This is a genomic window from Haloleucobacter ellipsoideus, from assembly GCF_052491725.1.
Genome location: NZ_JBQWAR010000018.1, coordinates 448,052 through 462,759, shown reverse-complemented (window position 1 = coordinate 462,759; position 14,708 = coordinate 448,052). Strand labels below are relative to the sequence as shown.

At 59.1% G+C, this 14,708-nt stretch carries 12 protein-coding genes; 6 read left to right on the top strand and 6 right to left on the bottom strand.

All coding sequences use genetic code 11. The features are described from left to right. Positions 1–72: 72 nt before the first annotated feature. Entirely contained in the window at positions 73–720 is a 648-nt protein-coding gene (locus ACT6QG_RS09425; protein ID WP_183754204.1) for a TetR/AcrR family transcriptional regulator, read from the top strand. A 126-nt stretch (positions 721–846) separates the two neighbouring features. Continuing rightward, positions 847–1,494: a TetR/AcrR family transcriptional regulator gene (locus tag ACT6QG_RS09420; protein WP_183754202.1), complete on the top strand. Its 648-nt coding sequence runs from the start codon at positions 847–849 to the stop codon at positions 1,492–1,494. Positions 1,495–1,519: 25 nt separating this feature from the next. On the opposite strand, the gene ACT6QG_RS09415 is transcribed toward ACT6QG_RS09420, so the two are convergent. Beyond that, positions 1,520–2,644 (bottom strand): LysR family transcriptional regulator, encoded by a 1,125-nt coding sequence (locus ACT6QG_RS09415; RefSeq protein WP_210281726.1) that lies wholly within the window; start codon positions 2,642–2,644, stop codon positions 1,520–1,522. Between the two features lie 43 nt (positions 2,645–2,687). Continuing rightward, positions 2,688–3,335, bottom strand: coding sequence for a TetR/AcrR family transcriptional regulator (locus ACT6QG_RS09410; protein ID WP_211694092.1), 648 nt, complete (start codon positions 3,333–3,335; stop codon positions 2,688–2,690). Positions 3,336–3,430: 95 nt separating this feature from the next. Here ACT6QG_RS09410 and ACT6QG_RS09405 point away from each other — a divergent pair, with 95 nt between their 5' ends. The 3 genes from ACT6QG_RS09405 to ACT6QG_RS09395 all read left to right on the top strand — a co-directional run bounded on the left by ACT6QG_RS09405 (position 3,431) and on the right by ACT6QG_RS09395 (position 7,396). Next, positions 3,431–4,477 carry an HlyD family secretion protein gene (locus ACT6QG_RS09405; RefSeq protein WP_424945365.1) on the top strand — a complete coding sequence of 349 codons (1,047 nt, stop codon included), beginning with the start codon at positions 3,431–3,433 and terminating at the stop codon, positions 4,475–4,477. Continuing rightward, the gene (locus tag ACT6QG_RS09400; protein WP_210281724.1) at positions 4,474–6,087 is read left to right on the top strand and encodes a DHA2 family efflux MFS transporter permease subunit; all 1,614 of its coding nucleotides are present in this window, start codon (positions 4,474–4,476) and stop codon (positions 6,085–6,087) included. The genes ACT6QG_RS09405 and ACT6QG_RS09400 overlap by 4 nt, the downstream gene beginning before the upstream one ends. 82 nt (positions 6,088–6,169) lie before the next feature. Continuing rightward, a complete protein-coding gene (locus ACT6QG_RS09395; RefSeq protein ID WP_183754198.1) occupies positions 6,170–7,396 on the top strand; it encodes an adenylate/guanylate cyclase domain-containing protein in 1,227 nt (408 codons plus the stop codon). An 830-nt stretch (positions 7,397–8,226) separates the two neighbouring features. On the opposite strand, the gene ACT6QG_RS09390 is transcribed toward ACT6QG_RS09395, so the two are convergent. Then, positions 8,227–8,637 (bottom strand): HesB/IscA family protein, encoded by a 411-nt coding sequence (locus ACT6QG_RS09390; RefSeq protein ID WP_444977306.1) that lies wholly within the window; start codon positions 8,635–8,637, stop codon positions 8,227–8,229. Positions 8,638–9,151: 514 nt separating this feature from the next. On the opposite strand from ACT6QG_RS09390, the gene ACT6QG_RS09385 reads away from it, so the two are divergent. Next, positions 9,152–12,499 carry a sensor domain-containing protein gene (locus ACT6QG_RS09385; RefSeq protein ID WP_444977305.1) on the top strand — a complete coding sequence of 1,116 codons (3,348 nt, stop codon included), beginning with the start codon at positions 9,152–9,154 and terminating at the stop codon, positions 12,497–12,499. A gap of 143 nt (positions 12,500–12,642) precedes the next feature. On the opposite strand, the gene ACT6QG_RS09380 is transcribed toward ACT6QG_RS09385, so the two are convergent. From ACT6QG_RS09380 to ACT6QG_RS09370, 3 genes are read right to left on the bottom strand one after another with little or no spacing between them, the layout of a single operon-like run. Further along, entirely contained in the window at positions 12,643–13,014 is a 372-nt protein-coding gene (locus ACT6QG_RS09380) for an SUF system Fe-S cluster assembly protein (protein WP_444977304.1), read from the bottom strand. Continuing rightward, entirely contained in the window at positions 13,011–13,163 is a 153-nt protein-coding gene (locus ACT6QG_RS09375; RefSeq protein WP_444977303.1) for a hypothetical protein, read from the bottom strand. The genes ACT6QG_RS09380 and ACT6QG_RS09375 overlap by 4 nt, the downstream gene beginning before the upstream one ends. A 46-nt stretch (positions 13,164–13,209) precedes the next feature. Continuing rightward, entirely contained in the window at positions 13,210–14,403 is a 1,194-nt protein-coding gene (locus tag ACT6QG_RS09370) for a cysteine desulfurase family protein (protein WP_444977302.1), read from the bottom strand. Between the last annotated feature and the right edge of the window lie 305 nt (positions 14,404–14,708).

Below are 14,708 nucleotides of genomic sequence, written 5' to 3'. Positions count from 1 at the left end.
ACTGGTTGTTACCATGGATAGGTAACGCACAGTACCTTAAGATGCAAGACTGAATTCGATTGTGGAGCACAAATGAGCGAGATCGCGCGGAAAAGCGGGGGGCGTCGGCAGAGACGAGACAGCGAGGAATTGCGCGCTGCTCTGCTCGCAGCGGCGTCGGAGGTGTTCCTTGAGGAGGGATTCCAGAGTGCCAGTATCGAAGCCGTCATTGAGAAGGTTGGCGGCTCCAAGCGGGCAATTTACAGCCATTTCGGCGGAAAGAAGGAACTATTCCTGGCGCTCGTCACGGACGCATCGAGCAAGATCATCGATTCGCTGCCGCGCAGCGATGAGGTAAGCGGCGATTTCGGGTGGACGCTGAAGACGTTTGGCATGGAGGTGAGCCGGGTGCTTATGATGCCGACCACACTTGCCCTGTACCGCGCCGTAATTGCCGAAAGTGCACGGCAACCCGACGTAGCCGAGACCTTTTTCCTCAATGGCCCCGGCCGAGTGGCAAAGCGGTTGGCTGAAGTGTTGAACCAGTTTGAGGCGAGCGGAGTGATTTCGATCGCTGATTGCCAGCGCGCGGCCGAACGCTTTCTCGGCATGTTGCGCGATGACGTTCATCTCCGAGTCGTGCTCGGTCTCCAGCCGCCACCTTCCGAGAATGAATTGGAGCAATCGGTTGATCAGGCGATCGAGATTTTTCTGCGCGGGATCGAGACGCGCGGTTCCTGATCGCAAACAATCCAATGTTCCACAAATTCCTGGCGGTTCAACGGCTGTATATCGCTTCTGCGATGTGGAATTTCCGATTTTTGAAGGTTATGGTAACGCAACGTACCACGCTGGGATTATCGCAGGATGAACAAGGATGCTGGACGGCCGGCGAAACGGCTGTCGTCACACGAGCGGCGCAGCTTGATTTTAGATGCCGCAGCCACCGTTTTCTTTGAACAGGGCTATTCAGCGACCAGCATGGACGCGATCATTGAGCGCGTCGGAGGTTCCAAGCGCAATATCTATAACGAGTTCGGCAGCAAGGAGGGCCTGTTCACGGCGATTGTCTCCGAAGCGGCAGAAAGCGCACTTCGAGCGCTCACCGCCGAGGAAATCGGCGGGCGAAATCTGCGCGAGACCCTCACAGAATTTGCCCAAAAGCTGATCGAAATCTACATGTCGCCAAAACTAATCGGCGTCTATCGGGTGACGATGGCCGAGGCGTTCCGATTCCCGGATCTTGCGAAAGCGTTCTATGATCGCGGTCCTGGCCGTACTGCTCTTCGGCTTGCCGAGGTGTTGGAAGACGCAAAGCAGCGCGGCGAGATTGAAATTGACGATTGCCGCATCGTGGCAGATCATTTCACCGGAATGCTACGCGACAACATTCACCTGCGCGTCGTGCTAGGTCTGCAACCTCCGTTGACTGTGGACGAGAAGAAGAAGGTCGTCGATTCTGCTGTGGCAATTTTCCTCGACGGCATTCTCACCCAACCTAAGCGTCCACAGTGAGTAATGTGCGCAGTCGGCCCTCAAATCAGAGAATCGCCTCAAGAAGCTGGCCCATCGCGTCAATCCAAGAGTGCTGGAAGGCATTGAAATAGACCGCGAACGCGATGAACCGCCGGACTCCGTTCGCGTGGCGCTTTGGCATTTTGCCCGACGAGACCTCATTGACAATGCGAAGCAGGTATTGAAGCGCGGGGTTTGAGTTTCCCGGTGACCAGATCGCCGTCCAAGGGAGCAACTCGGGATCGCCGCAAATGGGGCGAAACCTGATTCCGTCCGCCGTACCACCAATGATGGAACTGCTCGCGAGCGTAATGCCGTATCCCATCGCAACAACATTGAGGAGGCTCTGCCGGCTGACATTGTGAACATCAATTTTTGGTCTGAAGCCAGGCGCCGATAGTTTTCGCACGAGATAATCCCGAACCTCCGGTCCCGCACCTTGCCGCGTCACCAAGAAAGTCTCCTCCTTGAGGTCGGACCAATGCAACTCGTGATGATCAGCTAGACGATGGTCAGCGGGAAGGGCGACATGGACGCTTTCCGACCAAACCCGAAGGGCCTTTTGCCCCGCGAGTTTCGGTTCTCCGGCGATGAAGGAAATATCGAGTTCTCCGGTCGTCACCCGCGCGAGGTCTTGCTCGGCGGTTCCTTCGTGGAATGATACCCGAATATGCGGATAGCGTCGGTGGAACTCCCGAAGCGCAATGTGGAGGGGGCCAGCAGCAAGCGATAATAGAACGCCTACCTGAATCTCCCCACGCTCGCCGCGTCGAACCGACGATGCGAGTTCAATTGCGTGGCTGAGCTGATGCATTCCTACCGATGCCTCTTCGAGGAAAAGTTCGCCTGCGCTGGTTAGCCTTACCCCGCTAGGGCCGCGGTCAAATATGCGAAAGCCGATTCTATGCTCAAGCAACTGCACCCGCCGCACCAAAGTTGATTGTGAGATATTAAGCGCTGACGCCGCGCGCCGGAAACTTTGGTGCTGAGCTGCGGCAAGTGCATACCGTAGGTATTTCAAATCGAGCGATAGATCCGGCATTGCCTCCCCGACATGAGTTTTGATTTGCTTGAGCGGGATAAAGTCGCCCCTATGACGCTCATCGATGCTTTGCTGGATCAGTCGCAGCGAGATTGCGCGCGCGAGCATATTGCTCGCCCGTGCGGGTATCTTTCATGGTATAAATGGGTTTTCAGTGCATCTCCGAGACGGTGCGATCGGCTCGTACGCCTTTGAGGAAGATGCTCACCACCGACGCGACGATAGCTTCGGCATCTTTCGCTTCCGGCGGATCTTGTAGCCCGAGAAGTACCCTCAGATGCAGGTTGTCGCGCAGCATGCCGACGAAGTGTTCGGCCGCCATGCGGCAATCGGGGACGTCAATCTCGCCCCTCGCACGAGCCACCTCAAGGACAGCGGTCAGCCGATCAGACGTGCGTCCGGGTCCTTTCTCGTAGAAGGCCTTTGCAAGCTCCGGAAAACGTGAGGCCTCTGCCATTACGGTACGGAGCACACCGATGAGCGTCGATGACATATATATACCCAGAAGCCGGCGCCCGAATTCCCTTAGCGATCCGTCAAGATCGCGACTGCCGATGTTTTCGACCGCAAGGGCTTCCAGCGCTTCTTCCGCGGCTTCCGAGACGAGTGCCGTGAACAGGCCCTCCTTGCTGCCGAACTCGTTATAGATGTTGCGTTTAGATCCGCCGATCTGCGCGATTATTGCGTCGATGCTCGTGGCTGCGTAGCCTTGCTCGAAAAAGACAGCCGCCGCCGCCTTGAGGATGGTGGCTCTCCGCTGCTCCGAGGCGCGGCGCCTTGCAGTGATTGAACTGGTCACTCTGACTCTCCAACGCAGATTCCAATTGACGGGTACGGTAAGTTACCGTACTGGTCAAGGCAACTGGTAATAGTCCGTACCAAAGGTGATCATTCGTGCAACGACTTCTTAGAATTGTGATCTTGGGCGGTTTGGCCTGCCTAATACTTGCCCTAAGCGTCATGGGTTGGGGCTGGTGGGGGAGTGGGAGATACGAAGAGACCACCGACAACGCCTATCTCAGGGCAGATATCACATCACTCGCTCCGAAAGTGGCGGGCTATATCGTTGATGTGCGCGTCGATGACAACCAACAGGTGAAGGCCGGTGACATCCTGTTTCGCATCGACGACCGTGACTATAAGGCCCGGCTCGCACAGGCAGATGCAAATATTGCGGCTGCGAATGCCGCCTTGGCCAATCTGGAAGCGGAGCGTAGCTTGCAGGACGCGGCCATCGCGCAAGCGAAGGCGCAACTGGCCTCGGCAGTTGCCGCCCAAACTCTCGCGCGGTTGAACTTCGAGCGCTATGAGAGCCTCGCCCGATCACGCACAGCGAGCGAGGCACAATTCGAGCAGGCGCAGGCCGGCAGCGAGCAAGCCAATGCAGCCGTCGATGGTGCGAAGGCGGCCTTGGAGGCGGCCAATAGGAAACTGAATGCACTTGCTGCCCAGAAACAGGCTGCTGAGGCGGCGCTGAAGCAGGCCGAGGCAGCTCGCGATCTCGCCCAAATCGATCTAGACAACACGGTCGTCCGCGCTCCCGTAGCGGGAGTAATCGGCAATCGACAGGCTCGTGTTGGCCGTTTTGTTACTACCGGGACATCGCTGCTCGATATTGTGCCCGTCGACAACATCTGGCTTGTCGCCAATTTCAAGGAAGTCCAACTCGAACACATCCAGCCAGGTCAGAAGGCAAGGATACGGATCGATGGCTACGCACATGCTGAGATAACTGGAACGGTTGTCAGCCTTGCTCCTGGCACAGGTGCATCATTCAGCCTGATACCTTCTGACAACGCAACCGGGAATTTTGTCCGCGTCGTCCAGCGCGTGCCGGTCAAGATCACTCTCGACGGAAATCCGCTGCAGGGACGCCTCGTGCCTGGGCTATCGGCGCGTGTTGCCATTCGTACAACCGGATCGGGAGGCGATGCGCGTTGACCCCCACCCACGCAACTGATCCGGTTGAGGCTGCCTCGGTGAGCCACCCCCTCGGAGCGACATCGGCGGCATTACTCGTTGTCGGTGTCACGCTCTCAGCGCTCACCGAGGCAGTCGCTTCTACAATCTTGTCATTCGGACGCCTGGATATGTTGGGCGACATCCATGCCACGCCCGATGAATTCGCGCGCCTCGACGTCGGCTATACTGCCGTAAAGCTGTGCTTCTTTCTGCTTGCGCCGTGGTTGATGGGTCGGCTTTCCGCGCAAACGTGCCTTCGAGCGGCCACGGGCCTTATGACGCTTGCGTGCGGATGTGCGGCCTTCACGGCCAATCTCGATCTCCTGTTCTTCTTGCGACTCTTGCAAGGAATGTCGGGTGGCCTTCTGCTTGTGAGCGGCCAAACGATGCTGTTGCAGGCATTCCCGCGTACACAACAACCTATCATTCAAGCGCTATTCGCGATGGGAGCCGTCGTCGCGCCCGCGACTCTAGCGCCATCTATGCAGGGCTGGTTCATCGATACCTTGTCGTGGACCTGGATTTTCCTCGCAATCGTACCTGTCGGGTTGGCGGGCGTAGCGATCCTTGCATCGACGAACCTCGGCAAGGATACCGAAGTACACCAGGCGCGTCTCGATTGGATAGGACTCGCGCTTTTCACGATCGCGGCTTTCTGCCTGACCTATGTCTTTAATCAGGGAAGCCGTTGGAACTGGCTCGAAGAGCCTCGCATTGGCCGTCTTTCCGCCATCGGCGGACTTGCGTTCCTACTGTTCCTCCTCCAGCAATTCCGCGCGCAGCGCAATGGCGCTCTGCTTAATTTCGCGATTTTCCGGGATGAAGGATTTGCCTTCGGCTTTCTGGCGAGCTTTGCAGCAGGCGTGGCGCTGTTCGGCAGCGCCTACCTCATACCGTCTTTTGCCGTTTCTGTTCTGGGAATGACCGCGACGGGTGCAGGCATGCTCCTGCTTCCCAGCGGCGGCGTGTTCATCGCAAGCTTGCTGATAACAGCTTTCCTCGTCCGAAGAGGACGCCCGCCGATCATTACGGTCCCGTTCGGCATACTTATTTTCATGGCGACGATGTGGATGCTGTCTGGATCAAATGGTGAGAGCGGCGCACCAGACATGATGCCCGCCATTGTCCTTCGAGGTTTCGGTCTCGGCTTCCTGTTCCTGTCGATCACGTTGATCACGCTCGTAGACCTTCAGCGGCCACTCGTGGCGTATGGCGTCGGCCTGTTTAATGTTGGCCGTCAAACGGGCGGTCTGCTCGGTGTCGCGTTCCTTGAAACGCTTATTGATCATCAGACCGCCCTGAATAAAAGCGTGCTAGGCGCTCACATCGTGCCCGGCAACATCGCCGTGTCTGAGCACATTGCGATGATGACCAAGGCCCTGACGGCTCGCGGCATGGAAGCAGGCGCAGCCGCCCAGTCCGCCATTCAGATGCTCGGTCGCGAAATTGCAACTCAGGCAACGGTGATCGCCTTCAATACCGCATTTCTAACGATCGCGCTGTTCTTCCTCGCGGCCGCGCCCGTGCTCGTTACTGCAAAGATCGTCATTTCAAAGTTCTCGAAAGCCTCCCGTCGGCAGCCATCGTGAACGAAGGCACTGCGACGCGGACTTGAGAGGAGATCCGAAGAGGGCGCCGTAGCTCGCGGCAGCCCAGAACGAAAGAAAAATAATGACCGAAGAGCGGACGACACGAAAATCACCGTCGGAGGTCGCTGGCGATCCCGTTGATCCAACAGTGGCCGTCGAATTAATCGAATGGCTCGCGGGGGATGAATGCTATGATCTTGACGAAGCGACGCTGGCGGAGGGGCTGGGGCAATGCTTGTGCGCCGCTGGATTGCCGCTCGACAGGCTCACGCTCCACTTCCGAACCCTTCATCCCGAGTACCTCGGGCGTAGCGTGGCATGGTCGCCGGGAGAATCCGTTGAGGTGCTCGATAGGGAGCGAGGCATTGAAACTACGCCTGGGTTCTCGGACAGCCCGCTTCGACGCGTCATGAACACGCGCGAGGCGCTGACAGTACGCCTCCACGGTTCCGTCGAGCCTACTTGGGTTCATACGGACCTCTACCGCGGCCGAGGTTTGAAGGAGTTTATTTTTGTGCCGCTATGCGGGGCCGACGGTCTCGTAAGCGCCGCATCTTTCTCCACGACACGAGCCAGCGGCTTTACGTCGAGTGTGCGAGCGGTGCTGGAGCGGATAATACCGGCATTGCGAAACGCCTGCGAACTACGCACGCTCAGAAGGGCAGAACTGACCCTGCTGAACACATATGTCGGAGCGACGACGGCACGACGGGTCATGGCCGGTCACATACGTCGCGGCGAAATCGAAGCCTTCGAGGCTGCATTGCTGCTGTGCGATTTGCGCGGCTTTACGGATCTATCCAACAGATTGCCGGGGTCTCGTGTGCTCGAATTGCTCGATTCGTATTTCGACCGAATCTTGCCGGCGATCACGCGAGAAGGAGGTGAGGTAATCAAGTTCATGGGCGACGCGGTGCTCGCCTTTTTTCATCACGAGAGCAGCGCTGCATCCTGCTCCGCTGCCCTACGGGGCGCTTTGGGCGCCTTGGACAGCTTGGCCCGTTTTACAGCACCCGATGCTGACCTCGATGCTGGCATTGCTCTACATTACGGCGAGGCCGGATACGGCAATATCGGGTCCGGTCACCGGCTGGATTTCACCCTGATCGGTCGGGATGTTAATCTTGTAAGCCGCATTCAGAGTGTGTGCAGCTCGACGGGTTGCCCGCTTTTGATGTCAAAGCGTTTCGCGACGCTTCTCGATTTGAGGACGGTGATCCCGGTCGGTCGTCACGATCTCAGAGGCTTCGCCGAGCAGGTTGAACTTTATTCTGTTCCCGCGGCGTCGCGCTACACGCAAAAGCCGTAGCTCTTCCCATATCCACGCGAACCGACCACCAATGCCAGCACCGTGCAAGCCGCACACACCGGCCCATAGGACGCTGCAATATCCCTCAATGTCCTCTCCGCTGCTTACATGGTGCTTCCACGACCGGCCGGAAAGCCCGTGTAGCAAAAATGTCTCGAAGAGAATGTTCTAAAAAGCTGATTTTTTTGGAGAAAACTGGAGCGAGCGAAGGAAATTCGAACCCTCGACCCAACCTTGGAAAGTGTTGGTAGATTTTGGTGCGGACGACGGGACTCGAACCCGTACTCTCACAGAGAAGCAGATTTTCGTACCACCTCGACTTTCGCCGCCGCCTTTCGGCGTTCGTGGTCTGGACTGTCCCTTCGCCATGGCCCGAAGGCTTTAGACGCCGCCCGTCCAGTCTCTACACCTTCCCCTCACGGGGCTTGGCTCGGGATTGGCTTAGGGCAGTGCCCGTTAGCTTTCCCCGACTTTGAGCGGTTCTACTCCGCGGATTTCCCCGCGGGCACTCCAATTCTAAAGTCTGCTGCGTCTACCGATTTCGCCACGTCCGCCTTTTGCCGCCGATTCTAACCCTAGCTCTCTGCACCTATGTTGCACCTAGCGCCGAATCGTTCGTTTTCACCCTCGAAAGCCAACGCCTCCTAATGCATTGCTTATCCTATCTTTTCTCGGCCGCGAACTTTTTTGTGGGATGGTAGAAAAAAGACTTTTTAAGTCCCTTGCGTCTACCTGTTCCGCCACGTCCGCACTGGTTTCCTTGTAACGGGATGCACAGGCCGAAGCCAGAGCATCCATGCAAGGTTCCCCCGCTTTGAAAGGCCCCCGCCTCAGGAGGCCGTGCGCGGGCAGGAGGCGGGATCGACCGGGGAAAGCTCCACGGACTCCCCGCAGCCACAGGCCGAAACCTGATTGGGATTATTGAACACGAACTGGGCAGACATCTTGTCGGTCTTGAAGTCCATCTGTGTGCCGAGCAGGAACATCAGGGCCTTGGAATCAATGACCACGCGCACGCCCTTCTGGTCCACCACCGTGTCAAAGGGCGTGATTTCGTCTGTATAGTCCATGGTATAGGCCATGCCGGCGCAACCGCTCTTCGCCACGCCGAGGCGCAGCATCATGCCCTCATCCTCCTGATCGGCGATCAGTTCCTTCAGGCGTTCGGCGGCCTCATCCGTGATGGTCAACACAGGCGGCGCTGTACGACCGGAAGTGCCGGTAACGGAAACCTCGCTCATCACAATCCTCCTGCATGATCCTCACAAACCGGACATGCTCTTATCACATGGGCGACATCTTTGCTCCATACAAGGGCCCCCGAACCCCGCAGGCACAGCAGGTTGTAAAACGCAACTAGTGGTCGCACACCGCGATCGCGACTTGACCCCAACTTATTGCCTCATACCGAAAAAATCGCATTGCAGTCTCTCACCGCTGGTATAGGCTTGGAACACAAAGCTTTTCATTCCTGTTTATGCGGCACATCAATGCGAGCCTGGAGCATCCCCCATACGGTAATCGCTCGTAACCTGATGACACATGCGCGAATATCATGTGCCCCTTCCTCCTTGCAGCTTTCGCATGAAAAGTAGATCGAAGCGCCGTCATATTCTTGGGTCATACATTTTTCGACCCAGGGTTATTATTGTAACTGCTCTGACCTTGTTCGCGGTCCTCATCGCGTCGGCTGTCTATTTTTATCAGGTCACAACTCGCGCTTTACTCCTGGACCAGCAGCAGATGCTGAGTGCGGTGACGGAACTGCAGGGCATATCCATCGCGGATCGTGTCCGGCATCGCAATATGGCTTCAGAGGCGATTGCCAACAATCAAAGACTGCGTGATGAGCTGAGCGCGTGGGCAAGCACCGGCTCCAGCACCGCCCTCGACAATCTCAGGCGGCAACTCGCCACATACAAGGCCATTTTCGGCTTCTATGATCTGCAACTGATCGATACCAAAGGCCAGTGCATCACCGGCAACAAAAAGCCTGCCGAAATGTCGCCCGCCTTGCTTCAGGCTGTGGAAAAGGCCCTTTCCACAGGCAAGCCGGTGCAGACCCCCTTCTGGAAGAGCACGGGGGAGAATTACGTCTCCAGCCTGATCACGCCGATCACCGTGGCGCGGGAAGGACAGCAGCCGGCCCATGTGGCCCTGCTCGTCACGACAACGCTCAAGGAATCGCTCTATGCGGCGCTGGCCTCCGCCCTGCGCAACAACAAGACGGCCGATATCTTCCTGATGCGGCGGGAGCCGGACAATTCCTGGCTCATTTCCACTCCGCAGCGTGATAGCTCCATTCCCCCGCTTACCACCCGTGTGGAAGCCAATACCTATGATTTCGCGGCCGCGCCCGGCATCGCTTCTGAGCCGGCCATCGGGCGGGATCATGATGGCCAGCTCGTGCTGGCCGTGAAGCAGCCGATTTCCGCCTCCGGGCAGAATGGGCCACAGGCCATGCTGGTCGCCAAGATCGACCGCGATGTCGTGCTGGACAATGCGCGCATTCTCACAGCCCTTTCCACGGCTGTGGCCGGCCTCATACTGCTGCTGGCCATTGCGATCAGCGCCGCGATCTATCAGCGCAACCAGAGCCGCACCAATAAACGCCTTCTGGGGCAGGCCAAGGCCCTTGGCCAGGCCGAGGCCCGGTTCCGCGCCACCTTTGAGCAGGCGGCCATCGGCATTGCCCATGTGGCGCTGGACAACACCATATTACGCGCAAACAACACTTTGTGCGCCCTCCTCGGCTACAGCAAGGAGGAAATGGAAGGGGCGGAATCCCTCCAGTTTCTGGCACCTGGATCCCGGGACAGGATCAAGACCGTCAAGCAGGAGCAGATTGAGGGGCGCATGCCCTTCAGCTCCACCGAGGAGTGCTATCTGCGCAAGGATGGATCCTTCATATGGCTGGCCTGCACCACATCCATTGCCCATGCGCCACAAGGCCAGCAGAACTATTTCATCCAGGTTTTCCAGGATATTACGGAACGTCGCAATCAGGAGCAGGCATTGCGCGAAAGTCAGCAACGGTTTGAACTGGCTGTGCGGGGCACAGAGGAGGGTGTGTGGGATCTGGATCGCCAGACCATGAGCCTTTTTCTCTCTCATCACTGCCGGGCCCTGCTGGGCATGGATGAGGAACGCGTTGTCGATCTGCGTTATTTCTGGTCCTTCTGCATTCATCCGGAGGACCGCCATATTTTCCGCAAGGCCTGGCTGAGGCTGCGGCAGGGGCACACGAACCTGTTTGAGTGCGAGCTGCGGCTGCGCAAGGGCGCGGACCATGCAGGGCCGGCGGAATATCGCGAATACCGCATCCGCGGCAGCGCCACCTATGATGAGGATGGTGCCTTGCGCCGCATTGTCGGCATGCTGGGTGATGTGACCGAGCGCAAGCAGATCCGCCGTCGCCTTCAGCTCGCCGCCGCCGTTTTTGCCAATTCCCGCGAGGGTATTGTGGTGACGGACCTGCATGGGCAGGTCTCCGCCGTCAATCCGTCCTTCACCCGGATCACCGGCTATGAGGAACAGGATGTCATTGGCGGCAACATGCGCCAGCTCCAGTCCGGCCGGCAGGACCGGGACTTCTACACCAATATGTGGACGACCATCAAAAAGAAGGGAAGCTGGGAAGGCGAGCTGTGGAACCGGCGCAAGGACGGCGTCATCATTCTTGAGCACCTGTCCATCACCACGGCCTATGACAAGGACGGGCAGCCGCAGAACTATGTCGGCTCCTTCCATGACATCACCGAGATCAAGCGTTCTGAACAGGCGCTTGATCACATGGCGCATTTCGACCTTCTGACCGATCTGCCCAACCGGACGCTTCTGGCCTCGCTGGTGGACCATGCCGCCAGCCGGCAGGATGCGCGCTGCGCCGTTCTGTGCGTGGATCTGGACCGCTTCAAGACCATCAATGAGAGCTTCGGCCATCTGGTCGGCGACCAGGTGCTGCGGATCTCGGCCGAGCGCATGCGCGCCGTTCTTGGCGGCAATGCCACGCTTGGCCGCTATGGCGCGGATGAGTTCGTTGTTCTGCTGGAAGGGCTGAGCGGGCCGGAAATGGCCGCGAATGTCGCCAGCCAGATCATTCGCACGCTCGCCGCCCCCTATGTGCTTGGAGATGGCATAGAAGCCTATATCGGCGCCAGTGTCGGCATCAGCCTGCTGCCGGATGATGCCAACAGTGCGCAGGCCCTTGTCCAGCATGCCAATTCGGCCCTCTCCGAGGCCAAGGCCAATGGACGCGGCACATTCAGCTTCTACACCCAGGCCCTCACGCAGGAGGCCAAGACACGGGTGGAGCTGGAAAGCGATCTGCGGCGCGCCCTGACCCGCAATGAGTTCGTGCTGCACTACCAGCCCTTTGTCGAGCTGGCGCGCGGGCATGTGCGCGGGGTGGAGGCGCTGGTACGCTGGCAGAGCCCCACCAGGGGGCTCATCATGCCGGGCCAGTTCATTCCGCTGGCGGAGGAAACCTCCCTCATCGTCCCGCTGGGAGACTGGGTGCTGGAAGAGGCCTGCCGGCAGATGGCGCAATGGCTGCGGGAGGGGAAGGTCTGCGATTATGTGGCGGTGAATCTCTCACCCCGCCAGTTCAATCGCGACAATCTGTGCGAATGGGTGGCGCAGGTTCTGAAAGATGTCGACCTGCCGCCGGAATGCCTTGAGATCGAGATCACCGAAAGCGTCCTGTTCAACCGCCGGGCGGAAGCGGAGAAGAAGTGCGAGGAACTGCATGCCATGGGCGTGCGGCTGGCGCTGGATGATTTCGGCACCGGCTATTCCTCGCTCGGCTATCTCAAGCGCTTCCCCATCAGCAAGCTGAAGATCGACCGCAGCTTCGTGAAAGACCTGCCGCGCTCCGTGCCGGACAGTGAAATCACCGATGCCATCATTGCGGTGGCGCGCGCGCTGAGCCTTGAGGTTGTGGCCGAGGGGATCGAGACGGAAGCCCAATATGGCTTCCTGAATGCGCATGGCTGCGATCTGGGACAGGGCTTCCTGTTCAGCAAGGCCCTGCCTGTCGATGATCTGGAGCAGCTTGTGCGGAAGGGAGTGCCGCTGGCTTCCGGCAATCTGTGGAGCTCGTGAGCAGCCCTGTTATTGGCGCGCCTGTCCGCAGGCCAGTGGTGAACATGCAGCCTCAGGCAGGCCAAAGGCAAAGCTGAACGCAAAAAGGCCCGCCTGCCCGCCGGGATTGTCCCGGCGGGCAGGCGGGCCTGATCTTTTCGCACTCACCACAAATTGAGCGTGAGCCGGGCTTCCTCGGACATGCGGCTCTGGTCCCATGGCGGATCAAAGGTGATCTCGACGGTTGCGCCGGAAACGCCGGGGACGGAAGCCACCGCATTTTCCACCATGCTGGGAAGCTGTGCAGCGGCCGGGCAGTTCGGGGTTGTCAGCGTCATCTCGACCGCAACGGTGCGATCATCGGCAATATCGACCTTGTAGATGAGACCCAGCTCGTAAATATCCACGGGGATTTCAGGGTCAAACACACTTTTCAGCGCGTCAACGATATCATCGGTGAGCCTTGTCAACTCATCCTGAGGGATCGCGGACTGGATCTGCGGCTGGTTGTTCTCGGTGCCTTGCGCGTTGTTCATGCGGGCCGCTCCTGCGCCTTAGAAAATGTCTTGTATGTGCCGGGCAGCGGGAATTCCGCGCGCACTGCACCGCCAGCCACGACACGGGGGCCGAATCCGGGCGAGCAGGCGTCGCAGATATCAGCGACGATCTCCTGAAGGGCAAGCATCTTTCTTCTCCTTTCCCGCACGGGGTCAAAGCCCGAGGGTCAAGTCTCACACCGTCCGGACAGGACGGCCACGCACACGCGGCACAACCTCGCCAAAGGCTGCCACCGCCAGATCAATATCACGCCCATCGCTCGACCAGCCGAGGGAAAGCCGCACAGCGCCACTGGCATGGGCGGCATCCACCCCCATGGCAGCCAGAACATGGGATGCGCCAACCTTGCCGGATGAACAGGCGGCACCGGAACTGACACTGATATGGGCAAGATCCAGCGCGATCACCAGTGTTTCCGCCCGCACATTCTCGAAAGCGATGAGTGTTGTATTCGCCAGCCGCTCCGCATCATGGCCGATGACATGAGAGCCGGATACGGTTTCAAGAATAGCACGTTCCAGCCGGTCACGCAGCGAGCACAAGCGCGCAGCCTCACTCTCCCGGCTTTCAAGCGCCCGTTTTGCCGCCGCGCCGAAAGCGGCGATCGCGGGCACATTCTCGGTGCCGCCGCGCCGCCCCCTCTCCTGCCCGCCACCGGCCAGAAGCGCCGGCAGACGGTGGGTGGCCTCGGCAGAAACAAGCGCGCCCGCCCCCTGCAATCCGCCAATCTTGTGGGCCGAGAGCGCCAGAAAATCGACATCCAGCGCCTTGATGTCCAGATTCACGCGACCGGCAGCCTGCACCGCATCACACAGCACCACCGCACCATGCCGGTGCGCCAGCCGGGCGGCCTCGGCCACGGGCTGGAGAACCCCGGTTTCATTGTTCGCGGCCATAATGGCAACCAGAGCCCGCCGGCCTGCCGCCGCATGGCGCTCCAATGCCTCTTCAAGCGCATCGGGAACCAGCCGGCCCGAAGCATCGACCTCAATGGTTTCCATGTCCGCAAAACGATGGCCGCGCAACACGGCTGGATGCTCCACCGCGCTGGCCAGCAATATATCACAGTGAACCGGCTTCCCCGCCAGCTCCATATCCGGCTGAAGGGCCAGCGCCAGCGCCTCGGTTGCGCCGGAGGTGAACACGACATTGCGACCCGGCGCACCCACGAGCCGGGCAACTTCACCGCGGGCCTTCTCCACCACAGCGCGCGCGGCACGGCCCTGGGCATGGATGGAGGAGGCATTGCACGGCCCATCCATACAGGCCAGCGCGGCGGCGCGCGCCTGCGGATGCAAGGGCGCGGTTGCATTATGATCCAGATATACCCGCCTGCGGCCGGACCCGTCCTTGTCTTGAAGATCCATGCGCTTCAGATCCAAACCCGCCGGCCGCACAGGCCATGCCGGCAAGACGCCAGATGCCACCGGCCCCAGCCGGGCAGATGAGGCGCGGCCCCCTCATGCGGCCGGAAAACCGGCTTTTGCTTGCATTTGCCTTGAATAAAAGGCATATGTGACATTCCACCTATTTCCGTTACGCAACGTAACTTGCCTTCACATGCCTGCCGGAAACATCATGCAATATATCGTTGAGCGATAGGTTGCACCTGTCTTGAAGTCAAGGCATGGCCGGGTTCAGCAGAGTGTATCGGTCAGGCTGAACGTTGCGT

Coding starts and splice junctions, on each gene's coding strand:
- ACT6QG_RS09370 (WP_444977302.1), bottom strand. CDS start 14,403: ATGGATCTTCAAGACAAGGACGGGTCCGGCCGCAGGCGGGTATATCTG.
- ACT6QG_RS09420 (WP_183754202.1), top strand. CDS start 847: ATGAACAAGGATGCTGGACGGCCGGCGAAACGGCTGTCGTCACACGAG.
- ACT6QG_RS09415 (WP_210281726.1), bottom strand. CDS start 2,644: ATGCTCGCGCGCGCAATCTCGCTGCGACTGATCCAGCAAAGCATCGAT.
- ACT6QG_RS09380 (WP_444977304.1), bottom strand. CDS start 13,014: ATGAACAACGCGCAAGGCACCGAGAACAACCAGCCGCAGATCCAGTCC.
- ACT6QG_RS09375 (WP_444977303.1), bottom strand. CDS start 13,163: ATGCTTGCCCTTCAGGAGATCGTCGCTGATATCTGCGACGCCTGCTCG.
- ACT6QG_RS09425 (WP_183754204.1), top strand. CDS start 73: ATGAGCGAGATCGCGCGGAAAAGCGGGGGGCGTCGGCAGAGACGAGAC.
- ACT6QG_RS09390 (WP_444977306.1), bottom strand. CDS start 8,637: ATGAGCGAGGTTTCCGTTACCGGCACTTCCGGTCGTACAGCGCCGCCT.
- ACT6QG_RS09395 (WP_183754198.1), top strand. CDS start 6,170: ATGACCGAAGAGCGGACGACACGAAAATCACCGTCGGAGGTCGCTGGC.